The sequence below is a fragment of the Microbacterium nanhaiense genome (assembly GCF_014646015.1).
Taxonomy (GTDB): domain Bacteria; phylum Actinomycetota; class Actinomycetes; order Actinomycetales; family Microbacteriaceae; genus Microbacterium; species Microbacterium nanhaiense.
Genome location: NZ_BMMQ01000008.1, coordinates 56801 through 82783 on the forward strand (window position 1 = coordinate 56801; position 25983 = coordinate 82783).

Sequence of the window (25983 nt, forward strand, 5' to 3'; positions counted from 1 at the left end):
TTGCAGGCGGGCCCGCGGATCCCGCGATCCTTCACCCACCACCCTGACGACAGGAGACCCCATGCTCACCGTTAAGGCCTACGGCGCCACCAGCGCCACCGCACCGCTCAGCCCGCTCGAGATCGAGCGCCGCGACGTCGGGCCGCACGACGTGCTCATCGCCATCCGATACGCCGGCATCTGCCACAGCGACATTCACACGGTGCGCGAGGAGTGGGGCCCGATCACCTTCCCGCAGGTCGTCGGTCACGAGATCGTCGGCGAGGTCGTCGAAATCGGATCCGCCGTCACGAAGCACGCCGTCGGCGACCGCGTCGGCGTCGGCTGCATGGTGAACTCGTGCGGCGAGTGCGACGAGTGCCGCGACGGCGACGAGCACCTGTGCTCCAACGGCAACGTCGGCACCTACAACTCGGTCGACGTCGACGGCACGATCACGCAGGGCGGATACTCGACCCACGTCGTCGTCAACGAGGACTTCGTGCTGCGCGTGCCCGAGTCGATCCCCTACGAGAAGGCAGCGCCGCTGCTGTGCGCCGGCATCACCACCTACTCGCCGCTCGCCACCTGGGGTGCGGGCCCCGGCAAGAAGGTCGCGGTCGTCGGTCTCGGCGGTCTCGGCCACATGGCCGTCAAGCTCGCCGTCGCGATGGGAGCCGAGGTCACGGTGCTGTCCCGCACCGATGCCAAGAAGGACGACTCGCTCGCCTTCGGCGCCGTGCGTCACGTCGCCACGGGTGAGGACGGCGCGCTCGAGTCGCTGAAGCGCAGCTTCGACATCATCATCAACACGATCAGCGCGCCGTTCTCGATCGACGCCTACCTGCGCACGCTGCGCCCGCACGGCGCGCTCGTCAACGTCGGGCTTCCCCCGGAGGCGCTGTCGATGCACATCGGCTCGGTGATCAGCGGCCGCAAGGTGCTCGCCGGGTCGAACATCGGCTCGATCAAAGAGACGCAGGAGATGCTCGACTTCTGCGCGGAGAAGGGCATCGCGCCCGAGACCGAGCTCATCTCGGCGGACCAGATCAACGAGGCCTACGACCGCACGGTCGCGGGCGACGTGCGATACCGCTTCGTCATCGACACCGCGACGCTGTGAAACGCGCCGAGCGCTACGCGGCGGGGATGTCGGCCTCGCGGGCGTAGCGCTCGGCCCTCGTCGCGACCTTCGTCTGATAGTCGAGCGTGTCGTTGTACGAGCGGATCGCGCGGATCCACGTCTCGTCGCTCGCGAGCGTGCCGTCGAGCCGGCAGAGGTAGCGCGCCGCGGTCGCCGCCGCGTCGTCGATGTTGTGCGGATCCGCGACGCCGTCGCCCGAGACGTCGACGCCCCAGATCCGCCAGGTCTCCGGGATGAACTGCATGGGGCCGACGGCGCGGTCGTAGACGGTGTCGCCGTCGAAGGATCCGCCGTCGGTGTCGCGGATCTCCATGGTGTTGTTCGTGCCGTCGAGCGGGATGCCGATGATCGCGGGGCGCGCGACGCCATCGGCGTCGATGGATCCGCCCTGCAGGGTGCCGTGGTGGCTTTCGATCCACCCGATGCCCGCGAGGGTGTTCCAGCCGACCTCGCACCCGTCCGCTCCCGCGCGGTTGGCGGCCGCGACGTATGCGGACAGCGCCCGGCGCGGGATCCCCGTCGCCTCGGCCGTCTGCTCGAGCCAGGCGCCGTCTCCCGCGACGGCAGGGGTCGCGGCGGTTTCGACCGCCTCGGGGGTGTATTCCGCCAGCGCATCGATGCCGGAGAAGTCGGGCGGCTCGATCCACGAGATTAGCCAGGTCACGGCGCCCACGCCGATGGCGCCGACGCCGCCAAGCACGGCGACGGCGACGGCCGTGACGCCGATGGCCTTCTTTACCCCCACCCGTCTATTGTGAGGGACGAAGATATGACAACAGCCGCCCCGGATCGGTGGGGCGGCTGTTGTCAGCGTGGTCGGCGTGCGGTCCGTCCAGCGCTTCGAAGGATCCGAGTGCGGTCGGAATGCACTTCGAGAGTCCGCTTGAGGTTTCCCTCCATTCAAGAATCGCTCATGACGGAGAGCGCTTACCGACGTGGGCACTGGTAATAAATCTGATTCTTTCGATATTGTGAAGGAATGACCCCCTCGCGCATCGAGCTAACCACGCTCGGCCATCGGATCCGCCACCACCGCCTCGAGAAGCGCCTCACGCTCGACGAGCTCGGCGCCCTCGTCGGCGTCGCCGGCAGTCAGCTCAGCCTTATCGAGAACGGCAAGCGCGAACCAAAGCTCACCCTGTTGCAGGCCATCGCCGAGGCGACGGACACCACGGTCGGCGACCTCATCTCTCACGAGCCCCCGAACCGGCGGGCGGCTCTCGAGATCGAGCTCGAGAAGGCCCAGCAGACCCATTCCTTCCTCCAGCTCGGCGTGCCGCCGATCAAGGTGACCAAGGGCCTCAGCGACGAGGCCATCGAGACCGTGCTGGGCCTGCACCGCGAGCTGCAGCGGCGCGACCGCGAGGCGAACGCGACGCCGGAGGAGGCCCGCCGCGCGAACACCGAGCTGCGGATCCGCATGCGCGAGAAGAACAACTATCTTCCGGAGATCGAACGCCTCGCGGAGGAGCAGCTCGCGGCCGCGGGGCACACGCGCGGCGCGCTGACGCACCGCACCGTGAGCATCATGGCCGAGCGACTCGGCTTCCAGCTGATCTACGTCAACGACCTGCCGAGTTCGACGCGGTCGATCACAGATCTCGAACACGGGCGCATCTACCTGCCGCCGGCGTCGATCCCGGGAGGCCACGGCCTGCGCTCGATGGCGCTGCAGGCGATCGCGCACCGGCTCCTCGGGCACAAACCGCCGACCTCTTACGCGGACTTCCTCGAACAGCGGCTCGAGATCAACTACTTCGCCGCCTGCTGCCTCATCCCGCAGACCCCGGCGGTCGAGTTCCTGCAGCAGGCGAAGAAGGACCGCAACCTCGCCGTCGAAGACTTCCGCGACGCCTTCGGCGTCACGCACGAGTCGGCCGGCATGCGCATGACGAACCTCATGACCGAACACCTCGGCATGCGGCTGCACTTCCTGCGCGTCGGCGCTCAGGGTCAGATCGAGCGCGTGTACGTCAACGACGGCCTCCCCGTTCCGGAGGACGTCACGGGCGCCGTCGAGGGCCAGATCGCCTGCCGCAAGTTCTCGGCCCGCCGCGCCTTCGACCGCCAGAACCGCACGACCGAGCACTACCAGTACACCGACACCCCCGCCGGAACGTTCTGGTGCGCGACGCAAACCGGTGCCGCCGACGTCGGTGAACACTCGATCACGGTCGGCGTTCCCTTCGACGACTCGCGGTTCTGGCGCGGGCGCGAGACGCAGGCTCGCGAGGTCTCGACCTGCCCCGACGAGAACTGCTGTCGCAAGCCCGCACCCGAGGTTCTCGAGCGCTGGGGCGAAAAGGCATGGCCGAGCGCCCGCGTGCACACCCACATCTTCAGCCCTCTCCCCCGCGGCCGCTTCCCGGGCGTCAGCGAGACCGACGTCTTCGACTTCCTCGAGCGCCACGCGGACTGAGGCCCGGGGTCCCAGGTTCGGGTGCGCGTGCGGGTGCGCCGCGTGCACGAAACTCGGAAAAATCACGAGAATCGGGAGATTCCGACCCAGGGATCCGAGATTCGTGATTTCTCCGAGTCTGGTGCGCGCTGCGCGCGCACACCGGCCGGGGAGTCCGCGGCCCCGGCTGCACGAAACTCGGAACAATCACCAGAATCGGAGGAATCTGTGCCGGGGCTCCGACATCCGTGATTTCTCCGAGTTTCGTGCGGCCGACAGCCAGGCGGAGGGCGGATCCGCACGCACGAGAAGCGGAAGAATCACGAGAATCGGGAGATCCCACGCCAAGGAGCCGAGGTCCGTGATTTCTCCGAGTCTGGCGCGCCATGCGCATGCGCCCCGGCTGGGGAGGCCGCGGTCCCGGCTGCACGAGACTCGGAAGAATTACAAGAATCGGGAGATCCCACGCCAGGGATCCGAGATCCGTGATTTCTCCGAGTTCCGTGCGCCGCGCGGCCGCGCGGAGGCGGATTCGCACTCACCAAACTCGGATAGATCACGAGACTTGGACGAATCCGCCCCAGAGATCCGAGACTCGTGATTTCTCCGAGGTTCGTGCTGCGGACAGCGAGGCGGCGGGCGGGCCCGCACGCACGAGAATCGGAAGAATCACGAGAATCGGGAGATTTCACACCAGGGATCCGAGATCCGTGATTTCTCCGAGTTTGGTGCGCGCTGCGCGTACGCATCGGGCCGAGCGAGCCCGCGGCCCGGAAGGCACGAAACTCGGAGAAATCACGAGGATCGGACGAATCCACCGCAGGGATCCGAGACTCGTGATTTCTCCGAGATCCGTGCCGGGGCAGCCAGGCGGTGGGCGGATCCACGCCCACCTAACTCGGGAAAATCACGAGATCCGGAGGAACCTACCCCATGGATCCGAGAACCGTGCGCCGCCGCGCGGAGCGCCGGCACGCACCAAACTCGGAAAAATCACGAGAATCGGACGAATCCACCCCAGGGATCCGAGACTCGTGATTTCTCCGAGATCCGTGCGGGTACGCGAAAGGGGGCGGATCCGTGGATCCGCCCCCTTGGTGAGTTACGCGAGCGAGCGCTCGGCCGCCTCGACCACGTTGGTCATCAGCAGCGCGACCGTCATCGGGCCGACGCCGCCGGGGTTCGGCGAGAGGTAGCCGGCGACCTCGGCGACAGCCGGGTCGACGTCGCCGTAGACCTTGTTCTTGCCGGTCTCGGGATCCGTCTCGCGGGTCACACCCACGTCGAGGATCGCGGCGCCGGGCTTGACGTCGTCGGCCTTGATGAGGTGCTTGACCCCCGCGCCCGCGACGATGACGTCGGCCTGGCGGAGGTAGGGCGACATGTCCGGCGTACCCGTGTGCACCTGCGTGACCGTCGCGTTGATGTCCCGACGGGTGAGCAGGAGCCCCATCGGGCGCCCGATCGTCACGCCACGCCCCACGACGACGACGTGCTTGCCGTTGAGGTCGTAGCCGTTGCGCAGCAGCAGCTCGATCACGCCGCGCGGCGTGCACGGAAGCGGGGTGCTGATCGGCGAGTTCACGTTGAGCACGAGCTTGCCGAGGTTGGTCGGGTGCAGGCCATCGGCGTCCTTGGCCGGATCGATCCGCTCCAGCACCCGGTCCGTGTCGATGTGCTTCGGCAGCGGCAGCTGCACGATGTAGCCGTGGCACGTCGGGTCGGCGTTCAACTCGTCGATCAGCGCCTCGACGTCCTCCTGCGTGGCGTCCGCGGGGAGCTCACGCTGGATGGAGTTCATGCCGATCGCTTCGGACTGCTTGTGCTTCATGCCGACGTAGAGCTGGGAGGCCGGATCCGCGCCCACGAGCACCGTCGCGATGCCCGGCGTGACGCCGCGCGCCTTCAGCGCGGCGATGCGCTCCGCCAGCTCCTCCTTGATGGCCGCCGAGGCGGCCCGCCCGTCGAGAACCTGCGCGGTCATGCCGCGCTGCCCGCGTAGCCCTGGCCGGCCTGCTCGATGCCGGGGTAGAGCGGGAACTTGTCGGCGAGCACCGCGACGCGGGCGCGCAGCGCCTCGAGGTCGGGGTTCGGCAACAGCACGCGCGCGATGATGTCGGCGACCTCGGTGAACTCCTCGTCACCGAAACCGCGGGTCGCGAGCGCCGGCGTACCGATGCGCAGACCCGAGGTGACCATCGGCGGGCGCGGGTCGTTGGGAACCGAGTTGCGGTTCACGGTGATGCGGATCTCGTGCAGAAGGTCTTCCGCCTCTTTACCGTTGATCGCGGCGTCGCGCAGGTCGACGAGAACGAGGTGCACATCGGTGCCACCGGAGCGGAGCGTGATACCCGCCTCCGCGACGTCGGCCTGGTTGAGGCGCTCCGCGAGGATCTGCGCACCGCGCACCGTGCGGCGCTGGCGGTCGGCGAAGGCCTCCGTCGCGGCGAGCTTGAACGCGGTCGCCTTGGCGGCGATCACGTGCATGAGCGGGCCGCCCTGCTGGCCGGGGAAGACGGCCGAGTTGATCTTCTTGGCGATCTCGGGGTCGTTCGAGAGGATGAAGCCCGAGCGGGGGCCGCCGATGGTCTTGTGCACCGTCGACGACACGACGTGGGCGTGCGGGACGGGGCTGGGGTGGATCCCCGCGGCGACGAGGCCGGCGAAGTGCGCCATGTCGACCCAGAGGTACGCGCCGACCTCATCGGCGATCTCGCGGAACTTCGCGAAGTCGAGCTGTCGGGTGTACGCCGACCATCCCGCGATGATCACTTTCGGCTTGTGCTCGAGGGCGAGGCGGCGCACCTCGTCCATGTCGACGAGCGAGGTCTCGGGGTCGACGCCGTACGCGACGATGTCGTACAGGCGGCCCGAGAAGTTAATCTTCATGCCGTGGGTAAGGTGCCCGCCGTGGTCGAGCGACAGGCCGAGCACGGTGTCACCCTGGCGGGCGAGGGCGTGCAGCACCGCGGCGTTCGCCGAGGCGCCCGAGTGGGGCTGGACGTTGGCGAAGTTCGCGCCGAAGAGCGACTTGGCGCGCTCGATGGCGAGGTTCTCCGCGACGTCGACCTCCTCGCAGCCGCCGTAGTAGCGACGCCCGGGGTAACCCTCGGCGTACTTGTTGGTGAGGACGGATCCCTGCGACTGGAGGACCGACAGGGGAACGAAGTTCTCCGAGGCGATCATCTCGAGGAAGCCGCGCTGGCGGTCGAGCTCGCGCTGCAGAACCTGCGCGATCTCGGGGTCGACCTCGGTCAGGGGGGCGTTGAACAGCGAATCGGTCATGCGTGCTCCAAGAACGGACTCTGCGGACATCGTGGATAATCGCTTCGGCCCAGGCGCGCGGTCGAATGCCGTTCATTGTGCCGCTTCCCGGTGGTGACCCACCTCGGGCGCCAGTCGCGACGGCTCGATCATACCCTGTGAGCCTGCGCAAAAAGCCGCGAGGCGGGACGAGGTGCGTTCACCTCGTCCCGCCTCGCGGGCTGTCTAGCGGATCCTCTTAGGCGCGGGCCTTGCGGCGAGCGATCAGGAGGGCCGCACCGGCGACCATCAGGAGGGCCGCACCACCCGCGAGGGGCAGGACGGTCTCGTTCTGGGTTGCGCCGGTCGGAGCCAGGCCGTCGTTGTCACCGGGCGTCGGAGCCGGGGTCGGCTCGTCGGTCTGCTCGGGGGACGGAGCCGGGGTGGGCTCCGAACCGCCGCCATTGCCGGCGTTCTCCGCAGCGACCGTGAAGGTCGACTTGGCGGCCGAGCTGGTCACGCCGTCGATGCTCTGGGTCACCGAGATGGTGTACTCGCCGGCGGCGAGGGCCTCCGGGAACTCGACCATCCATGCGCCACCCTCAACGGTGGTCTCACCGATCAGGCCGCTGCCGTTTGCCGACTCGAGGCTGACGGAGACCGTCGCACCGTTCAGCGGCGACTCACCGATGACAGCGGGGAGCTTGCCCTCGGCGTAGGAGGCGCCGTCACCGGGGGTGACGATCGAGGGGGCACCGGGAACCACCGAGAAGGTGATCCAGCGGGTCTCCGACGTGAGACCGCTCACCGACTGCGTGACACCGACGGTGTACTTGCCGAAGCCGAGCTCGGTCGCGATCGAGTAGTTGCCGTCCTTGTCTACGGTGGCGGTGCCTTCGGCGTCGCCCGACAGGGTGACGGTCGCGCCCGCAACACCGGTACCGGTGATCGAGGGAGCGGCCTCGGTGGTCGACGACTCGTTCGCCGGGCTCGTGATCTCCGGGGCACCCGGGGTCGCGACGACCTGGAACTTCAGCGTCGACTTCTTCGAGGTGATGCCGTCGCGCGTCTGCGTGGCCGAAACCTCGTAGCTGCCCGCGCCGAGGTTGGCCTCGACCGACCAGGTGCCGTCAGCGGCAACCGTGGCGGAGCCTTCGACGTCGCCCGTGAGGGTGACCTTGGCGCCGGCCTCGCCGGTACCCGAGATCTTCGACGCCTTGTCGGCGACGACGGAGTTCGCCTCGGGCGAGGTGAACTTCGGAGCGGCGGGGGCGTTGACCGTCTTCACGGTCGCCTTCACGGTCTTCGAGGTGTCGAAGCCCTTCTTCGCCGAGAGCGTGATGTCGAACGAGCCAACCTCCGCCGGAGCGGCGAACGAGAAGTTGCCCGCGTCGTCGGCCTTGGCCGTGGCGGTGATGTCACCCGCGACCGTCACGGTCGAGCCCGCGGGAGCGGTGCCCGTGAAGACGTCGCCCTTCGCGGCCGTCGCGTCGGCGATCGCCGGCTCGGCGATGTCGAGGGCGATCTGGTAGTTGGCGCCGTTCGCGCTCGCGACGCGGAGCGCCTCGGGCAGGTCAGCGGCCCAAACGTAGTTGCCCACGCCACCACCGGAAGCGATTCCGACGGCCTGGTCGCCGACGAGGATGCCGCCGCCCGAGTCGCCGGGCATAGCGAAGTCTTCGCTGCCGTTGTTCTCGGCACCGAAGCCGTAAACGATGTGACCGTCGATGTTGCCGTAGCCGACCTCGACGACGGTGCCCTGGTGCGAGCCCGTCGTGCGACCCGACGTCGTGATGACGTCGCCGACCTCAGCCGAGCGCACGCCGCGGACCGGGTTGGTCGATGCCGCGAGGTCGTCGCTCGCCGCCGTCGTCCAGTCGGTCACGGCCGGAAGCGTGTTGTACTTCTCGTTGAGCGAGTCGATGAACGCGACGTCGGTCGTGTTGGCGAGGGTCTCTTCCGTGACCTCGGTCGAGGGGTCGTAGGTCGAGTTGCCCGGGCCGCCGAACTGCGACCAGCTGAACTCACCCAGGACCTCGCCGTCGAGCGGCATGAATCCCGGGCCACCCACGGCCTCGTCGGTCGAGGGCTGCGACAGGGCGGTGAGAACGCTCGGGTTCGCGCCGGCCTGAACCTCGGTCTGGCAGTGGCCGGCCGACACGAGCGACGGCTCGCCAGCCGGGTTCCACGCGGTGAAGCCGATCGAGCAGGCACCGTTGATGTTGCCCTCGGAGTCGAGCGACATGTAGCCCGCGCCACCCACGACGTCGTCGGCAGCCAGCGGCTTGATCTCCTCGCCGGGCACGACCGTGACGTTCGAGAACTTCGCGGCGATCGCCTCGGCGCTCGGAACCTCAGTCGTAGACGTTGCCGAAAGCGCGGTGAGACCGCCCTCGCCGGACTCGTCGACGACCTTGATCTGGATGCCGTTGCCGTTGGTCACAACGGCCACAACGCCGGGAACCTGGAACGCTTCGGCGGCGACGGCGTCGAGCGAAGCCTTCGGCGCGGCGTCGGCGGCGAATGCGGGTGCTGCGACCACGCCTCCCGCCACGAGGGCAACTGCGGCGCCAAAGGCACCGAGCTTTGCCCCTCGGTTGATAGTGAATCGCAAGGAACTCCCCATTCCTTCGGGCGGTGGTGCCGCCATCTCGCAAAATATGAACTGCGCTCGTCCTGCGCTCAGGAAGGCCTCAGCTCGGACATAAGCTTTGCCAGCATACATAACGACCAGGTCACGCACCAGCCTGGGCGGATCTCTCACCCGGCCTTCACCCCGGCAGTATCCGGATATCTCCATATAGTCACCCACGTGTCGACGATTCCTCGTCCGAGAACGTTTCCCCGCGTTACCCTGGAGTTCCAGCCGGACCACGACGACCGGAGGCCAGGATGACCATGCGACGCCTCGCAGTAGCGCTTGCACTCATCGCGCCCGCCGCTTTCGCGGCCGGATGCGCAACCCACAGCGACGCAGGAGCGGCACCGATGAAGGAAGAAGAGTACGTCGGAGCGATCTTCGCGAGCACCGACAAGGGCGAGCCGTTCCTGAAGTTCGCCGACGACGGCACCTATAGCGGATCTGACGGGTGCAACGGGCTTCGCGGCACCTACGAGGTCGGCGACGACGAGCTCGTCCTCAACCCGGGCCTATCGACCCTGCGCGCGTGCCCGGGCATCGACACGTGGGTGCGCAACGCCACCTCCGTCAAGCTCGACAGCGACACCCTCGTCGTCTTCGACAAGAGCGGCTCCGAGATCGGCACCCTCGCCCGCTCGTAGTCACCCCATGAGACATAGGTAAGGCCCGGGCCATGTTCCACGAACGTCCCGGGCCTTCCTCTCTTGATGCGGGCCTCGAGGGCGCCGCACCCGCCTCGGACTTACTCCCCCCGGATGCCGAGAATTCCTCTCTCACCCCACAAGACGCGCACCCGTGCGTTTTATGACGCGAGTTCGCCGATTTTCTCGTCTCGCACCAAAATCCCGGATCGGGTGGCAAATTTTCTGTGAAGATCACCACCCACTTGGCATCTCGGGGCCAGGAGGAGGAGAATCTAACGCGGTCTTTACCTCTGGGGGAACATGTCGGATCAGCTCGAGCCCGGCGTCGATCACGCCGATGGCGCGTCTGACGCCGACCTAGTCCTGCGTTCACGCTCTGGCGACGCGGAGGCGTTCGGCGAGCTCTGGGCTCGTCACTACCGCTCCGGGATCGCCGCGGCGCGCGGCATCAGCTCGGCAATCGACCCGGACGACCTCGTTCAAGAGGCGTACACAAAAATCTTCCAGACGGTAAAGCGCGGCGGCGGTCCGACCGGATCGTTCCGCGCGTACCTCTTCACGGCGATCCGCAACACCGCCGCGAGCTGGGGGCGCGAGGCTCGCGACGTTCCCATCGAAGTCGCCGACGACATCGAGGATCCGGATTCTTCCGAGGAGGCCGCCGAGGCGGCCCTCGATCGCGGGATCACGCACTCGGCCTTCCGCAGTCTCCCGACGCGATGGCAGGAGGTGCTCTGGTACACCGAGATCGAGCAGCTCAAGCCGCGCGAGGTCGCTCCCCTGCTCGACATGAAGCCCGTCGCGGTCTCGCAGCTCGCGGCGCGAGCGCGCGAGGGGCTCCGCGAGGCGTGGATCCAAGCGCATCTCGCGAACGTCGCTGACGGATCCGAGCACCAGTGGGCGATCGAACGCCTCGGCGCGCACACGCGCGGCAACCTCGCCGCGCGCGACCGCAAGCGCCTCGGCGCGCACCTCGCGGAGTGCACGCGCTGCAAGATCGTGGCCGAGGAGGCGCAGCACGTCGGCAGCCGCCTCGCGATGGTGCTGCTTCCGCTCGCAATCGGGATTCCCGCCGCGGGCGCGTATCTCGCGATGCTGCAGCGTGGCGAGCACGCGGCCATCGCCCTGGTGGCGATGCCCCCGGAGGTCGTCGAGGGCGGCATCGCCATCGGTGGCGCGGCGGTAGGCGGTGGCGCGGCACTCGCGTCCACCGGCTCGGGATCCGGCGGATCCTCGGGCGGCGCCGCGAGCACGGGAGCCACCTGGACGCTCGGCGGAATCATCACGGCGGGCCTCGCGACGGCCGCGATCGCCGTCGCCGTCGCCACGGGCCTGCCCGGGAGCGACAACGGCGCGTCGTCTCCCGCCGCGGGAGCGTTCGGCGCGGGGGCTCCAGGAGACGCATCGATCGAGGCGTCGGACGAGCTCGCCGAGGCCATGGACGCGACGCAGTCGCCCACCCCATCGCCGAGCCCTGACCTCGACAAGGACGCGCATCAGCTCGGCATCACCGGCGCCCGGGTCGTGAACGCACCCCGCGGATCCGTTGCCGTCGACATCACTGGCATCCCCGGGGCCGTCGCGAGCGTGCACGCGCCGGGCGCCTCGGATCCGGTAGGCGCCGGCGGATCCGCCGACCGGCCCGCGACCGCGGCGATCGCGGCCGTCGACGGCGCGCGCCTCGACGACACCACAATCGGCGCCGACGGATCCGGTCATCTCGCTTTCGCGCTGTCGCCGGCCCAGGTGCGCGCGGACGTGACGCTGACGGTTCTCTACGCGAACTCGGCGGAGCCGCCCGCACGCGCGACGCTGTCAGGGCTCGGGATCCGCGACGAGCTTCTCGCGGCGCTCGACGGCCCCGCGCCGACGCCGACCGCGAGCAGCGAGCCGACGCCCAGTCCGGAGCCCGAGGAAACGACGGAGCCCGCGGAACCGAGCCGGCCCGCCGAGCCGGCGGAGCCTTCTGAGCCTACGGAGCCCTCCCCCGCGCCGACTCCCACTCCGACTCCGACGCCTGCCCCTCAGCCGCAGCCGCAGCCGTCTCCGAGCCCGGAGGCACCGAGCCCCGCGCCCACGCCGGAGCCGACTCCGACGCCCGACCCGGAGCCGACGCCCGATCCGGAGCCGGCGCCGCCCAGCCCGGAACCCGAGCCGACCCCGGAGCCCACGCCAGAGCCAACGCCGGTGCCGACGCCCGAGCCGAGCCCCGAGCCCACGCCGACCCCGACGCCGGATCCCGCACCGACCCCCAGCGCTGAGCCGACGCCGGAGCCCACTGCGACTCCGACTCCCCAGCCGACCCCGGATCCCACTCCGTCGGCCGCGCCTGAACCCACGCCGACACCGACCCTCACGCCGACGCCCGGCCCCACGGAATCCGTGGAACCGGAGCCGACCGAGACGCCCCGACCAACGGTACCTCCGACTCCGGAGCTGCAGGCTCCGTCAGACGTCGAGGCCACTCTCAGCGGCCAGCGCATCACGATCACGTGGAGCGACGTCAACGACGCTACCGGGTACGACGTCTTGCTTCAGGGCGCGGACGCATCGCCCGATGCGCTCGAACCCCTCGGGTCAACCGAAGATCTCGGCGCGCGATTCGAGGCCGATGCTCCGCTCGAGCCCGGCACATATGTGTATCTCGTCGTGGCGACCGACGGCGAGCGCAAGAGCACGGCGGGTCGGTCCAACGACATCAAGGTCGATGACGTTTACGCGCCCAGCACCCCGGAATCGCTGGTTGTCAACGACGCCGGCGAACTCGAATGGCAGCCATCGACCGACTACGACAAGCGGATCGGTTACCTCATCTACCGCAACGGCGTGCAGATCACCACCGATGCCATCACGACAACGACTTACACGGATCCGCACAACGCCCCCGGAAAGTACTCCTACGAAGTCGTCGCGGTCGACGCCGCGGGAAACAAGAGCGAAAAGAGCGCGTCCGCCGTTCGTTCCATCGCTCCCGCAGCACCGGAGAACGTCACGGCCACGGTGGGCGATGATGGCGTTCGCGTGACATGGAACGCGTCTGTCGGTGCCGACTCGTACGAAGTGTCGTACTCGACCTCAGCCGATGGTCCCAATACGATCGCACCCGGCAGCCCTGTCAGCGGCACCGAGGCCGGTCCGATCCAGCTCGCTCCCGGTACGTACTACTTCTACGTCACCGCCATCGGCGAGGGCGGACGCAGCCCGGTTTCTGAAGGTTCGGCGGTAAGCGTCGTAGGGGAGCCGCAGAACGTCAACGTGACGGCAGACGGACTGGTCACGTGGGACGCCATCCCCGGCGCCGACGGCTACGAGGTTTATGTCGACGACGGCGTTAACGGATCCTCGACGACCACGGAGTACCAGCTGGCGCTTGGCCCCGGCACCTACGCGATTTCGGTCGCCCCGGTCGTGGAGGGAGTCAGGTGGCCCGCGGGCTCGGCTGCTCAGAGCTACACCGTGCCGGAACCGCCGGTTCTGACGAATGTCTCCGCCTACGCGGATGGCACCCTGACGTGGACAGCAGAGAACGCCGACTCCGTCGAATACTACGTTTATCGCGTGGCCGTCCCACCTCCCGGTTGGCAGCCGGTGTCGGAGTGGGGTGAACCGATCAATTCGGCTCCGATAACCGCGACCACCTTCACCGACAACGCCACGCTCCCATCCGGGATCTACCGGTACAAGGTCGTTGCGCGTGAGGGCTCAAACGAGGTCGCTTCGAGGGAAGCATGCACACCCCGATACGTCATCGGTCTCGGTACCAACTAGGCAGCCGAACCACAGCGGTTGCGTTCACGCGTAGCGATGCGCACACACGACGAAGCCCGCCGCTCCAAAAGGAGCGACGGGCTTCGTGCGTGAAAAGCTGAGATTACTTAACGGTAACCGAGGCGCCGGCCTCTTCCAGCTTCGCCTTCGCGTCCTCAGCGGCTTCCTTGGCAACGCCCTCGAGGACGGCCTTGGGGGCACCGTCGACGAGAGCCTTGGCCTCGCCGAGGCCGAGCGAGGTGAGCTCGCGGACAGCCTTGATGACCTGGATCTTCTTGTCGCCGGCCGACTCGAGAACGACGTCGAACTCCGACTTCTCCTCGGCAGCGGCCTCGCCACCCGCGGCGGGGGCACCCGCAGCGGCAACGGCAACCGGGGCAGCAGCGGTGACGTCGAACTTCTCCTCGAACGCCTTCACGAACTCGCTGAGCTCGATGAGCGTGAGCTCCTCGAACGCGCTGAGCAGCTCTTCGGTGCTGAGCTTCGCCATGATGTATCTCCTGTAGTTAGAGGTAGGTAGGTGGTTGTTGTGAACGCGTCGGCTTTACGCCGCGTTCTCCTGCTTCTCGCGCAGAGCCTCGACCGTGCGGACCGTCTTCGACGGAAGCGCCTGGAAGACGGCAGCAGCCTTCGACATCGAGGCCTTCATCATGCCGGCGACCTTCGACAGAAGAACCTCACGGCTCTCGAGGTCAGCAAGCTTGTTGACTTCCTCAGCCGAGAGCGGGGCACCATCGAAGTACCCGCCCTTGATCACGAGAAGAGGGTGTGCCTTGGCGAATGCGCGCAGACCCTTCGCGACGGCGACCGGGTCACCGTGCACGAACGCGAGCGCCGACGGACCCTTGAGGTTGTCGTCGAGGCCCTCGACTCCTGCCTTAGCGGCAGCGAGCTTGGTCAGCGTGTTCTTCGCCACGGCGTATTCCGCATCCTGACGAATGCTGTCGCGGAGCTCCTTGAGCTCGGCAACCGTCAGGCCGCGGTATTCGGTGAGCAGAACGGCGGTCGAGCTCTCGAACTTGTTCGTGAGTTCGGCGACCGATGCTTCCTTCAGCGCCATGGCCACTCCTTGATACGTACGAGGCGCCTCACGGAGGTGAGGTGCCGGCCGATCCGCCCGCTGACATGACAAAAGCCCCATGCGCAGAGCGCACGGAGCTTCAAAAGATTCTCAGTACACCTGCGCGGGCCCCTGCGTTAGCAGCGCTTCGTTCGAGAACTTTCGCACTCGACGACCGGCGGTCTTCGGCTTCGACAAGCCTACGACACCGGGATCCGGATCCGCAAACCGGGCCGACTGGGGATCCGCTGTCAGTCGATGAGCGCGAGCGCGCGGTAGGCGTCCTGCGTCGCCGCCCGGAGGATCGCCTGCTCGCGGGGCGAGAGGTTGTCCTGCGGCACATTCTGCCCCGTCGTCAGCCGGTACAACTCGTCGATGAGCTGCGTCGCCATCGAGACGAGATTCGCGATCTCCTTCTCGTCGCGGTCGATCCACATCGTCCGCGGCTCCTCGTGGAGCGGCCGGAAATCGCGGTGTTCCTCCCACGCGAAGAGGGTGCGCTCCGCGCCGAGCACGTGCTGCTGCCACCACACCTGGCGGAGATAGTGGCGCGGGATCGTGCGCCACGACTTGTTCGTCGTCTTGATCTCGGCGAGCACGACACGGCCCTCGGCGTCCTGCGCGATCCCGTCGGGGGTCGCGAGGTGCCGCTTCTCGATCTCCGCGCGGAACAGGGCCCCGGAGGGATGGATCCCATGGTTCTCGAGGATCCACGCGGCGATCTCCGGCTCGCGCCGGCGCCCGTGATCCGTGTACGCATTGCCCGAGAAGCCCGCCGGCTGCAGCTTCTGCTTCGCGGCCCGCAGGATCGAGGCGGGCGTCGACAGGTGGGCGACGTCGGTCGCCGTGATTCCCTGCGACCGCGCCCGGAGCCACGCCACCCGATCGCTCGAGTCGGCGACGATCCGCGCCTGCAGCTCCCGGGACAACATGATGTCGAGGCTAATCGACACCGCTGGGGGAACTCGGGAAAGACACAGCCTCATTAGTTGCGTGGGGTCAACCTTCGGGGATATAGTTGAGAAACTTCAACCTTTGATATCGGTCAACCTTCTGCGTCAGCGTCGCCGCAACGACCACCATCCGTCTGTGAGGAACGCCATGCCCAAACCCTCTTCCGCACCGCCGAAGATGTCGCAGCGCCAAGTGCTCGAGGCGCTGTCCGGCCTGATCCTCGGCATGTTCGTGTCGATGCTCGCATCGACCGTGGTCTCCAGCTCGCTGCCCGTCATCGTCTCCGACCTCGGCGGAACGCAGACCTCCTACACCTGGGTCGTCACCGCGACGCTGCTGACGACGGCGATCTCGACCCCGATCTGGGGCAAGCTCGCCGATCTGACGAACCGCAAGTTCCTGTACCAGCTCGCGATCGTGATCTTCGTCGTCGCGACCGCCATCGCCGGCTTCTCCCAGGACACCCACCTGCTCATCGCGATGCGCGCCGTGCAGGGCATCGGCGCCGGCGGCCTCGCTGCCCTCAGCCAGGTGCTGATGGCCGACATCATCAGCCCCCGCGAGCGCGGCAGGTACATGGGGCTCTTTGGCGCCGTCATGGCCGTGTCGACCGTCGGCGGGCCGCTGCTCGGCGGTTTCATCACCGACTCGATCAACTGGCGCTGGAACTTCTTCATCGCGCTGCCGTTCGCCGTCGCCGCCCTCGTCCTCGTGCAGGTCACGCTGAAGCTCCCGAAGCGCGAGCAGAAGAAGGCCACGATCGACTACGCCGGCATCGTGTTCCTGTCCGCCGCGGTGTCGTCGCTCCTCATCTGGGTCTCGAACGCCGGATCCACCACGACCGATGACGCGGGCAACGCGCTCGCGTTCACCGACCTCGCCAACAACGACTGGTGGAGCCTGCTCACCGTGCTCATGGTCGGCGGCGCGATCGTCGCGACGATCGCCTTCATCGTCGTCGAGCTCAAGTCGCGCGAGCCGCTGATCCCGCTCAGCCTCTTCCGCAACAAGACCTTCACGCTGTCGGTCATCGCGTCGATCGCCACGGGCCTTGCCATGTTCGGCTCCTCGGTGTTCCTCAGCCAGTACATGCAGCTCTCCCGCGGCGCCACGCCGACGATGGCGGGCATCATGACGATCCCGATGATCGCGGGCCTGCTTCTGTCGTCGATCATCATCGGCGCGTTCATCTCGAAGTACGGTAAGTGGAAGGCGTACCTCGTCGTCGGCGCGGTTCTGCTGATCGCCGGCTCCTACCTGCTGTCGACGATCCACTACGACACGAACTTCGCGCTCGTCTCCGTGTACATGTTCCTGCTCGGCGCGGGCGTCGGCATGACGATGCAGAACCTCGTGCTCGTGGTGCAGAACGACACCGACCCGCGCGAGATCGGAGTCGCGAGCTCCGGTGTGACCTTCTTCCGCTCGCTCGGCGGTACGATCGGCGTCTCGGTCATGGGCGCGGCGCTCAGCTCGAAGGTGGCGAGCCTGATGACCTCCTCCGACACCATGGATCGCTTCATGGCCGCCGTCGCGGAGACCGGCGAAAAGGGCGCGGCCGCGCTCGAGAGTCTCGGATCCGGCACGCTGCCGAAGGTCAGCGAGCTGCCGCACGCCATCGCGATCATCGTCGAGGACGTGTACGCCCAGGGTATCTCGCACTCCTTCCTCATCGGCGTTCCCTTCGCCGTGATCAGCCTCATCGCGATCCTGTTCATGCCGAACAAGCCGCTGACGCGCATGACGACCTCGGAGCGCACCCACGCGGGCGAGGCCGACCTCGCGACCGTGTCGGTCTCCGAGGGCATGGGCGTCCTGACCGCCACCGGCAGCGTCACCGTCGTGGGCACCGACGACGCTCGCTCGGCCGCCGACAAGCGATGAACACCCGGACGCCCGCCGCTGCCGCTTCCCCGGAGGCGGTGACGGCGGGCGTCTCCGCGCGAGCGGAGGCGATCGCCGCGCTGGAGGGATCCTTCGAGCGCCTGATGCAGCAGTGGCGGCGGTCGTACGCCGATGCCGCCGAGTGCGTCGCGCCGGGCATGCTGCCCGCCACATACAAGGTGCTCACGATGATCGCGCGCGAGGGCGCCGCAACGGTATCGACCCTGGCGGATCACCTCTCCGCCGACAAGGGCTTCGTCAGCCGCACGGTGTCCGAACTGGAGGAGCTCGCGCTCGTCACGCGCGTGCCGGATCCGCACGACGGCCGGGTGCGACTCATCTCGCTGACGGAGTTCGGGCGCGGACGCCTACACCTCGCCCGCGCGCCGTACCAGCACCGGCTCGAGGAGGAACTCGACAACTGGCCGGTGACGACCATCGACCGCCTCACGACCCTGCTCGACGCCCTGACAACGGGCGAGACGCCGCACTCGTGATGGGCGCGATCCCGGCGTTTTGCTCCCCCGCGGACAACAGGCGACAATGAAACCGATGAGCACCCCGGATCCTTCGCCGTCGACCTCTCCCGAGCGCGACGAAGCGATCCGCGCCGTCGAGGGCGAGTTCGTGCAGATGATCAGCCGCTTCCGGCGGCTGATCGCGCGGCGGGCGGAGGAGCTCTCCCCCGGCCTGCTGCCCGGTGCCTACAAGGTGTTCTCGACGATCGCCCAGTCCGGCCCGCTCACCGCATCCGCGCTCGTCGAGCAGCTCATGCTCGACAAGAGCCAGCTCAGCCGCACCATCGGGCAGCTGGAAGAGCGAGGCCTCGTCGAGCGCACCCCGGATCCGCACGATCGACGCGCACAGCTCCTCTCCGCGACCGACGAGGGCAAGGCGCGCTACGACGCGATCCACGCGTCCTCCGACAACCTCAGCATGCGGGCGAAGCTCGACGAGTGGGACGTCGCCGACATCCGCCGCCTCGCGGGGCTGCTGCACGCACTGAACGACGATTAGGGCATGTCTCATAAAGATTGAGGCGTTCGGCTGAGAGGGTGGAGGGGTGTCGCGTTTCCAGCTTCTCTCGGATGATCAGTGGGCGTTGATCGCGCCGTTCCTCCCCTCCCGGACGGGCCGCCAGGGCCGCCCGTTCTCGGACGCGCGGACGGTCGTGGAGGGCATCATCTATCGGTACCGGTGCGGGATCGCGTGGCGCGATCTGCCGCGGGAGTTCGGCCCCTGGCAGACCGTGTGGCGATGGCATCGCAACCTCGCCGGCGACGGCACCTGGGACCGGATTCATCAGAGCCTGCTCGCTACGGCAGACCAGGACGGGAAGATCGGCTGGTCTGTGTCGGTGGACTCCACGATCGCCCGTGCGCATCAGCACGCGACCAACCTCACGCGCCTCACAGGGGGCTGGATCGAATTACACGAATCCGGCCGTCGAGCCGCCTGATCACGCGATCGGACGCTCCCGCGGCGGACTGTCGACGAAGATCCACCAGCTCGTCGACGACCACGGTCTGCCGTTGGTGATCGCTGTCGCCCCCGGTCAGTCTGGCGACGCGCCCGCGTTGCTGCCGCTGCTGTCCAGGCTATGCGTCACGCGCCCGGTCGGGCGTCCCCGCACCCGTCCCGACGCGGTCCGTGGTGACAAGGCGTATTCCTCGCGAGCGATCCGCAGTCACTTGCGCGACCGCGGCATCCGCGCCGTGATCCCGCAACGGCGCGACCAGCAGGCGCATCGGAAACGACGCGGGTCGCGCGGAGGGCGACCACCTGGATTCGACGCGGTCGACTACAAGGGACGCAACGTCGTGGAGCGACGCTTCTGCGACGTCAAGCAATGGCGGGGGCTGGCGACGCGCTATGACAAGCTCGCGGTTGTGTTTCGCGCCGCGGTGGTGCTCAACGCGGTGGTCTCATGGACCCAGAGATGTTTATGAGACATGCCCTAGGCGTGCCCGCGGGCTTCCCCGTCCGCGAGACCACCCCGAGCTCGATGTGACGTCGACAGGAGGGCGAGATCTCTCTGGCGTCCCGAGCGGCCGTACCGAAACGGCGTAGGCGGGGCATCCCTCTATCCGTCGACCGCGACGCCCCGTACGATGAGAGCGTGCAGCCAGACGTCGTGCAAGAGGTGATGAGGCCGCCGCGACCCAAGGCGCGCCTCCTCGCTGCGGCGCTCCTTCTCGGCGTGGGTCTTGCCTTGCCATCGGCGGTGGCGCCGTCCGATGCCACCTGGACCGACTCGGAGGCCGCCTCCGCTTCGCTCTCCGCGGCGACGATTCCGGCTCCTACCCACGCCACCGCGTGTCGATACGTTCCCGGTGTGCTCGGTCTGGGCGCCCGCGTGGAGATCTATTGGAAGCTGCCGACGGGATACCAGCTGAGCAATGTCGTGACGGAGGCCTCGACGAGCGGCCTCGGCTCGGTTCTCGCGCCGCTGACCGGTTTCAGTCTCGTCACGAACACGACCCTTCTCGCCGACGGTAGCTACCGCACGAACGTTCCGGCCAACCTGCTGGGTGGCCTCCTGGGCCTGGGCACTGAACTGGAGATTGCGTTGTCGATCGCGGATCCGAGCGGGTGGCGTTCGCAGCCGCTGCGCGTCGCGACGAACGCGGGTCTCATCGCCGGCATCGGCGGAACCTGCCGCAACCTCTGACCCCAGCCGCGGAGCGGCTCAGCGTGTCCGCGGGGTTCGACGTCTAAAGATGCGTGTGAGTGTGATCGCCGCCCCCGCGCCCAGCGCTCCGACGGCGGCACAGACGAGGGCCGATAGCGAGAGGGATCCGGTCGGTTGCAGCGGCGAGCGGGGCCCCTCCACGTCCTTCGCGTCTCCCGCGCCCTGCGCGAGGAGACGCAGTGCGCCCTGCGCGGAGGCGGGGAGATCGTCCGCCGCCACGACGACCATGCGGAGATGGGCCGTCTCCGTATCCGGGATCGCGAGCAGAGACGCCTCGCCCGCAGGCAGCGGGCTCTGTTCGCGCAGACGAGTCGCCCCCGCCGCGCACACGGATCCTTCCCACTCGCTCTCGCAGCGGAACGCCGCGACCTCGAGGCCCAGGTCGCCGATCTCGGCGATCGAGATGTCGACGGTTCCGGGCTCCCCCGGCGTCGTGGTCACGTCGACGAACCAGTCGACCGTCTCCCCCGGCGCGAGCTGCGACGCGGCCGCGGCGTCGAGCTCGGAGACGATGCGGATCCGGTCATCGGGCGCCGTCGCGAGCCCCACGGCGACGGCGAAAAGCAGCGCGCTCATTCGTCGCTCCGCTCTCGCGGCCAGAACGCCCACCCCACGAGCGCGCCCGCGACGAGCGTCATCGCGCCCATCATGAGCGGGTTGCCGAACGACGCGAGCGTCGTGGCGATGCCCGGGATCGAGAACAGCACCGAGCGCACCGTCGTCACCGTGTACGGGTACGGATCGTCCTGCTCGTTCGCGTCGCCTCGCATCGTGATGACGCGCTCGTCGGCGCTCGGCCCCGGCTCGACGCTCGTCACGCGGTGCGTGACGGGAAGCTCATCCTCGCCCCGGTCGACCGTGACGACGTCGCCGACCTCGATTTCGCTCGCGGGAATCTCCTGCACGATCGCGACGGATCCGGTCGGGATCGCCGGCGACATGGATCCGGTGCGGAACATGATCAGCGAGATGTTCAGCGTGAACGCGAGCACAAGCAGCACGAGGCACAGGGCGCCGAGCGCCGCGGCGATCCACAGCAGCACATCGCCGATCACCCGCACGGGGTGCGGGCGCTTCCTGCGGGCCTCGCGCAGCGACGCCCTGGTCTCGGTGAGGGTCATGTGTTTTGTGCGTTCACGGTCCAGCGCGGCGCCACCGTCAGTCCTTGCGCGGCGTTGTCCGTGTTCGCGGGCATCGTGATCTCGAAGCAGTAGGTGATCGTGGATCCGCCGTTCGCGTCGAGATTCTGAGTCGCGGTGGGCGCGGTGGTGAGGACGGATCCGCGTGGCACGAGGACCGTGCCCGCGTCGAACGCGGCCGCGTCGTTGCAGGGTTCCGGGGTGCTACCGCTGTCGTATATCTGGTAGCTCACGCCGTATGTCAGGTACGCACCGAGCCCGGATCCGTTGTCCGCGTCCGCGTCGAGGCTCGCGGTGCCGGCGGCGGATCCGCTCGTCGTGCGAACCGAGAACGACGCGTGCACGGTTGTTCCGGGAATCAGCCCGGCCGCCGGAACGTCGAACGTGAGCTGCGCGGGGCCCTCGGCGGGGTGATCCGTGAAGGTCGCGCCGTCGGTGGATCCGACGATTCCAAACGTTCCGGCGGTGAGGTTCGCCGTCACGGTCTCGTTGTCGGTCCAGGCGGCGAGGGTCGATGCCGCGCCGATACCGACGACGACGCCCGCGGCGAGGAGGGCGCGCACCTTCTGCGATGCGCGCCTCCCCCGCCGACGATCCGTCATTAGCTAGCGTCGTTCGACGTTGCCACGAACTCCCACGTTGCCTCGGCTGTCTGGCCCTGGGCGAGGTCGGGCGATGCCGTCACCTGGATGCAGAGCTGGACGGCGGTGCCGGCCGCGCCATCGCCGGCGACAAGATCGACGGTGTTCGTCGCGGCGTTTGCACCGTCGAGTGCGTCGGCGGATCCGAGGAGCGTGCCGGCCGCGAGGGTCGTCGCGTCGCAGGTCGCGGTCGGGTCGATGGCCGCGATCTCGTACGCGTAGTCGGCGACGGCGCCCGTCGCGGTGGCCGCGGAGGGCTGCGCCAGGGTTCCGGAGACCGTCGTGGCGTCGTCGAGGCGCACGAAGAACGAGTCGTAGACGACCTGCTCCGGCACCATGTTGTCGGTCGTGAGCGTGAACACCTCGGCGGCGGCCGGCGCCGACTCGTGCTCCGAATAGGTCGTGCCGTCGAGGGATCCTTCGAGGTTGAAGGATCCGGACGCGAAGTTCGCCGTCGCGAATTCCGAATCGTTCCAAGCGGCGAGAGTGTATGCGCCACCGACGCCGACCACGGCGCCTGCGGCGAGAAGAGCGAGCACTTTACGGCGACGCGCGGTCAGCTGAGACATGTGTGGAGCACCTTTGCGCACCGCGGGCCGCGCACGGTCGGCGCTCGGAACCCGCGGTATGCGTTAAGTATGTGGAAATATCACTACCCCCGCAAGACCCCCCGAGCAAAGCCCGTGGAACGACGAAGGACCGGCCCCGTCACGGGCCGGCCCTTCGATTCGGATCCTCAGAGAGCGCGGCGCCTCGCCCGCATCCGGTTCACCACGGACGCACCGACGACCACGACGAGCACGCCGTAGAGCGTGAGCGCGATCGGGCTCTGCACCAGCACCGTGAAGTCGCCGTTGGCGCTCATCGCGGCGTCACGCAGGCTCGTCTCGGCGAGGGGACCGAGAACCATGCCGATGATGAGCGGAGCGAGCGGGAAATCGAGCGCCCGCATCAGGAATCCGACGATGCCGACGCCGAGCAGCATCGCCAGGTCGAAGGTCGAACCCGACGAGGCGTAGATGCCCATCGCGCAGAACATCGTGATCCCCGCGTACAGGTACGGACGCGGGATCAGCAGGAGCTTCGCCCAGAGCATCGCGAAGGGCAGGTTGAGGATCAGCAGCACGACCATCGCGATGAAGAAGCTCGCCAGCAGCGCCCACACGAGGTCCGGCGCGCGGTCGAACAGCAGCGGGCCCGGCTGCAGGCCGTACTGCTGGAACGCGGCAAGCATGATCGCGGCGGTCGCCGAGATCGGCAGGCCGAGCGAGAGGAGCGCACCCATCGCCATGCCGGTCGTCGAGTTACCCGCCGCCTCCGGCGCGGCGAGACCGCGGATCGCGCCCTTGCCGAACTGCGGATCCTTGCGCCGCGCATCGAGACGCTTCTCGAGCCCGTAGGCGAGGAAGGTGGGGATCTCGGATCCGCCGGCCGGCACGACGCCGAACGGCAGACCGATGGCGGTACCGCGCAGCCACGCGGGCGCGGCCTCGCGCAGTTCGCTCTTCGACAACCACGGACGCCCCTTCGGGCGCACGATCGCCTTGCCGACGATGTGGCGCTCCATGCACGCCACGTAGATGACCTCACCGAGCGCGAGCACCGCGACGGTGACCGTCACGAGCGAGATGCCGTCGAAGAGGAACGGCGAACCCATGGTGAAGCGCTGCGCGCCCGAGACGCCGTCGATGCCGATCACGGCGATGCCGAGCCCGAGGAACAGCGACGCGAGGCCCTTGACGGTGTCGTCCGTGACGACGGTCGACGTGGCGGCGAACGCGAACACGGCGAGCGCGAAGAACTCCGCCGGGCCGAACTTCGTCGAGAACTCGGCGAGCACGGGTGCGAGGAACACCACACAGATCGAGGCGATGAAGCCACCGATGAACGCGCCGATCGCGGCGGTCGCGAGCGCCTTCGCTGCGCGGCCGTCGAGCGCCATCTTGTGGCCCTCGAACGTCGAGGCGATCGCCGAGGCCTGGCCCGGCGTGTTCATCAGGATGCCCATCGTCGAGTCGCCGAACAGGCCGCCGAAGTACACGCCCGAGAACATGATGAAGGCCGCGGTCGGGTCGAGCGCGAAGGTCACGGGCAGGAGCAGGGCGACCGCCATCGACGATCCGAGCCCCGGCAGCACGCCGACGGCGGTGCCGAGCACGCAGCCGATGAGCACCCAGAGCAGGTTCTGCAGGGTGAGCGCTCCGAGGAAGCCATCACCGAGAAGCTGAAGTGTCTCCATGGTTCAGAACTCCCATCCGAGAATGCCCGACGGCAGCGACATGCCGAGGGCCATGTCGAAGGCGATGTATACGAGCGAGCTGGCCGTGAGGCCGATGATCAGGCTACGGAGGTGGCGGCGCTCGCCGAAGCCGCGCGCGATCGCCCAGAACAGCAGGCCCGCGCCGATGATCCAGCCGAGCCAGGGCAGCAGCACGATGAACGCGCCAAAGCCGAGAATGATCCAGGCCATCGAGGCCCAGTCGACGCCGACCGACGACTCGTCGCCCGACTCCGCCTCGCCGTGCGGCGTGCGGAGGGCACGGACGATCAGCAGGACCGCGAAGAGCGCCATGCCCGCCGCGATCAGGCCGGGGAAGAATCCGGGGCCGGGGAAGCTGGTGCCCGCCGGCACGGTCATCGTGACGATGCCCACCACGAGATACGCCGCGAACGCCAGCAGCACGAGCGGCATGATGAGGTTCTTCGCGAGCGAGCGGCCGCCGAAGCGGAGCCGCTTGCCGTAGGTCGCCGACAGCGCCGTCGGGTTATTCTGACCGCTCATCGGCCCATCTCCTCGTACAGCATCTCGATGCGCTCCTTCTCGCTCGCGAGGAACTCGTCGAGCTCCTCGCCCGTGCGCACGTTGACCGTCCAGTGGAAGCGCTCGACGGCGTCCTTCCATTCGTCGGTGGCGATCGTCTCGGCGATAAGCTCGTCGAGCGCCTCGACCTGTTCCTCCTCGACACCGGGAGGCGCCGACAGGCTGCGCCAGTTCGACAGCGTCACGTCGTAACCCTGCTCGCGCGCCGTGGGGATGTCGATACCGTCGACCCGTTCCTCCGCGACGAGCGCCAGCGCGCGCAGACGGCCCGCCTCGATCTGGTCGATGTTGTCGGAGTAGCCGCCCATGGCCGCGGCGGCCGTTCCGTTGAGCAGTGCCTGGATCGCCTCGCCGCCGCCGTCCGACGAGATGTACGTCGTCTGGGTGGGATCGATGCCGGCGGCGAGCGCGAGGTCGGTCGCGACGAGCTGGTCGAAGGATCCGCCGCCCGTCCACGGAAGGGCCGCCGGCTCTTCGCGCCAGGCGTTCACGAGGTCGTCGAGCGTCTCGTACGGCGAGTCGGCGGGCACGACGATGACGTCGTACTCCTCGAACAGGACCGCGAGGTTCGTGACGTCGTCGTAGGTCTTGTCGCTCGAGTACTGCACGCTCGCCGCGAGCAGACCCGTGCCGCCCACGAGCAGGTTGTTCGACCGGCCCTCGAGGCTCGCGACGTTGCCGAGCGCGATCGTGCCGCCCGCTCCGGGCATGTTCACGACCTGCACGTTGTTCACGAGCGAGTTGGCCTTCTGCGCCTGTTGCAGTTCGCGAGCGACGGTGTCCCACCCGCCGCCTGCGGCCGCGGGCGCCACGATCGTCAGCGATGCGTGCACGTCCTGTCCCGCGGTCGCCGCGCTGATGGATCCGTATGATGCGATGCCGATCGAGGCGACGGCGATGACGCCCCCGATCGTGCGACCGACCGCGCGGCGGCCGGGTTTCGCGTTCTCTGACATGGTTACACTCCTTTGTGCT

At 68.2% G+C, this 25983-nt stretch carries 23 protein-coding genes and 1 riboswitch; of the genes, 9 read left to right on the top strand and 14 right to left on the bottom strand.

The window, feature by feature from the left end; genetic code table 11:
- The first annotated feature begins 61 nt into the window (after positions 1-61).
- Complete coding sequence (locus tag IEX05_RS12265) at positions 62-1102, top strand: NAD(P)-dependent alcohol dehydrogenase (protein ID WP_188702279.1); 1041 nt, start codon at positions 62-64, stop codon at positions 1100-1102.
- A 13-nt stretch (positions 1103-1115) separates the two neighbouring features.
- Here the strand turns inward: IEX05_RS12265 and IEX05_RS12270 are convergent, their stop codons facing one another.
- Entirely contained in the window at positions 1116-1868 is a 753-nt protein-coding gene (locus IEX05_RS12270) for a lytic transglycosylase domain-containing protein (RefSeq protein WP_188702280.1), read from the bottom strand.
- Between the two features lie 234 nt (positions 1869-2102).
- Here IEX05_RS12270 and IEX05_RS12275 point away from each other — a divergent pair, with 234 nt between their 5' ends.
- Entirely contained in the window at positions 2103-3542 is a 1440-nt protein-coding gene (locus IEX05_RS12275; RefSeq protein WP_188702281.1) for an XRE family transcriptional regulator, read from the top strand.
- A gap of 1081 nt (positions 3543-4623) precedes the next feature.
- On the opposite strand, the gene IEX05_RS12280 is transcribed toward IEX05_RS12275, so the two are convergent.
- The 3 genes from IEX05_RS12280 to IEX05_RS12290 form a co-directional block, all read right to left on the bottom strand.
- Positions 4624-5505 carry a bifunctional methylenetetrahydrofolate dehydrogenase/methenyltetrahydrofolate cyclohydrolase gene (locus tag IEX05_RS12280; protein ID WP_188702282.1) on the bottom strand — a complete coding sequence of 294 codons (882 nt, stop codon included), beginning with the start codon at positions 5503-5505 and terminating at the stop codon, positions 4624-4626.
- Complete coding sequence (gene glyA / locus IEX05_RS12285; protein ID WP_188702283.1) at positions 5502-6806, bottom strand: serine hydroxymethyltransferase; 1305 nt, start codon at positions 6804-6806, stop codon at positions 5502-5504. Before glyA ends, IEX05_RS12280 begins: the two co-directional genes overlap by 4 nt.
- A gap of 40 nt (positions 6807-6846) precedes the next feature.
- A riboswitch (ZMP/ZTP riboswitch) is annotated at positions 6847-6934 on the bottom strand.
- Between the two features lie 89 nt (positions 6935-7023).
- A complete protein-coding gene (locus tag IEX05_RS12290) occupies positions 7024-9306 on the bottom strand; it encodes a hypothetical protein (RefSeq protein WP_188702285.1) in 2283 nt (760 codons plus the stop codon).
- Positions 9307-9656: 350 nt separating this feature from the next.
- Between IEX05_RS12290 and IEX05_RS12295 the strand changes: the two genes are divergently transcribed.
- Complete coding sequence (locus IEX05_RS12295; RefSeq protein WP_188702286.1) at positions 9657-10046, top strand: META domain-containing protein; 390 nt, start codon at positions 9657-9659, stop codon at positions 10044-10046.
- 303 nt (positions 10047-10349) lie between these two features.
- Complete coding sequence (locus IEX05_RS12300) at positions 10350-13817, top strand: sigma-70 family RNA polymerase sigma factor (protein ID WP_188702288.1); 3468 nt, start codon at positions 10350-10352, stop codon at positions 13815-13817.
- A 103-nt stretch (positions 13818-13920) separates the two neighbouring features.
- Here the strand turns inward: IEX05_RS12300 and rplL are convergent, their stop codons facing one another.
- From rplL to IEX05_RS12315, 3 genes are all read right to left on the bottom strand, one after another.
- Positions 13921-14307: a 50S ribosomal protein L7/L12 gene (gene rplL / locus IEX05_RS12305; RefSeq protein ID WP_188702290.1), complete on the bottom strand. Its 387-nt coding sequence runs from the start codon at positions 14305-14307 to the stop codon at positions 13921-13923.
- Positions 14308-14361: 54 nt separating this feature from the next.
- Positions 14362-14883 (bottom strand): 50S ribosomal protein L10, encoded by a 522-nt coding sequence (rplJ, locus tag IEX05_RS12310; protein WP_188702292.1) that lies wholly within the window; start codon positions 14881-14883, stop codon positions 14362-14364.
- A 245-nt stretch (positions 14884-15128) separates the two neighbouring features.
- A complete protein-coding gene (locus IEX05_RS12315) occupies positions 15129-15809 on the bottom strand; it encodes a YqaJ viral recombinase family protein (protein ID WP_188702293.1) in 681 nt (226 codons plus the stop codon).
- Positions 15810-15978: 169 nt separating this feature from the next.
- Between IEX05_RS12315 and IEX05_RS12320 the strand changes: the two genes are divergently transcribed.
- From IEX05_RS12320 to IEX05_RS12340, 5 genes are all read left to right on the top strand, one after another.
- A complete protein-coding gene (locus tag IEX05_RS12320; RefSeq protein WP_229661296.1) occupies positions 15979-17715 on the top strand; it encodes an MDR family MFS transporter in 1737 nt (578 codons plus the stop codon).
- Positions 17712-18212 (top strand): MarR family winged helix-turn-helix transcriptional regulator, encoded by a 501-nt coding sequence (locus IEX05_RS12325; RefSeq protein ID WP_229661297.1) that lies wholly within the window; start codon positions 17712-17714, stop codon positions 18210-18212. The genes IEX05_RS12320 and IEX05_RS12325 overlap by 4 nt, the downstream gene beginning before the upstream one ends.
- Before the next feature lie 55 nt (positions 18213-18267).
- A complete protein-coding gene (locus IEX05_RS12330) occupies positions 18268-18732 on the top strand; it encodes a MarR family winged helix-turn-helix transcriptional regulator (protein WP_188702295.1) in 465 nt (154 codons plus the stop codon).
- 46 nt (positions 18733-18778) lie between these two features.
- Positions 18779-19664 (top strand): IS5 family transposase gene (locus IEX05_RS12335; RefSeq protein WP_188702297.1). Its coding sequence is split into 2 segments (ribosomal slippage): positions 18779-19129 and positions 19131-19664, totalling 885 coding nucleotides; the frame shifts between segments, so codons are not numbered across the junction.
- 170 nt (positions 19665-19834) lie between these two features.
- On the top strand, positions 19835-20386 hold the full coding sequence (locus IEX05_RS12340) for a hypothetical protein (protein ID WP_188702299.1): 552 nt from the start codon (positions 19835-19837) through the stop codon (positions 20384-20386).
- An 18-nt stretch (positions 20387-20404) separates the two neighbouring features.
- Here the strand turns inward: IEX05_RS12340 and IEX05_RS12345 are convergent, their stop codons facing one another.
- The 7 genes from IEX05_RS12345 to IEX05_RS12375 form a co-directional block, all read right to left on the bottom strand.
- Positions 20405-20983: a hypothetical protein gene (locus IEX05_RS12345; protein WP_188702301.1), complete on the bottom strand. Its 579-nt coding sequence runs from the start codon at positions 20981-20983 to the stop codon at positions 20405-20407.
- Positions 20980-21528 (bottom strand): signal peptidase I, encoded by a 549-nt coding sequence (locus tag IEX05_RS12350; RefSeq protein WP_188702303.1) that lies wholly within the window; start codon positions 21526-21528, stop codon positions 20980-20982. Before IEX05_RS12350 ends, IEX05_RS12345 begins: the two co-directional genes overlap by 4 nt.
- Entirely contained in the window at positions 21525-22148 is a 624-nt protein-coding gene (locus IEX05_RS12355) for a SipW-dependent-type signal peptide-containing protein (RefSeq protein WP_188702305.1), read from the bottom strand. Before IEX05_RS12355 ends, IEX05_RS12350 begins: the two co-directional genes overlap by 4 nt.
- Complete coding sequence (locus IEX05_RS12360; protein WP_188702307.1) at positions 22148-22756, bottom strand: SipW-dependent-type signal peptide-containing protein; 609 nt, start codon at positions 22754-22756, stop codon at positions 22148-22150. Before IEX05_RS12360 ends, IEX05_RS12355 begins: the two co-directional genes overlap by 1 nt.
- 167 nt (positions 22757-22923) lie before the next feature.
- Complete coding sequence (locus IEX05_RS12365; protein WP_188702309.1) at positions 22924-24426, bottom strand: tripartite tricarboxylate transporter permease; 1503 nt, start codon at positions 24424-24426, stop codon at positions 22924-22926.
- Between the two features lie 3 nt (positions 24427-24429).
- A complete protein-coding gene (locus IEX05_RS12370; protein ID WP_188702311.1) occupies positions 24430-24969 on the bottom strand; it encodes a tripartite tricarboxylate transporter TctB family protein in 540 nt (179 codons plus the stop codon).
- On the bottom strand, positions 24966-25964 hold the full coding sequence (locus tag IEX05_RS12375; RefSeq protein WP_188702312.1) for a tripartite tricarboxylate transporter substrate binding protein: 999 nt from the start codon (positions 25962-25964) through the stop codon (positions 24966-24968). The genes IEX05_RS12370 and IEX05_RS12375 overlap by 4 nt, the downstream gene beginning before the upstream one ends.
- Positions 25965-25983 lie beyond the last annotated feature (19 nt).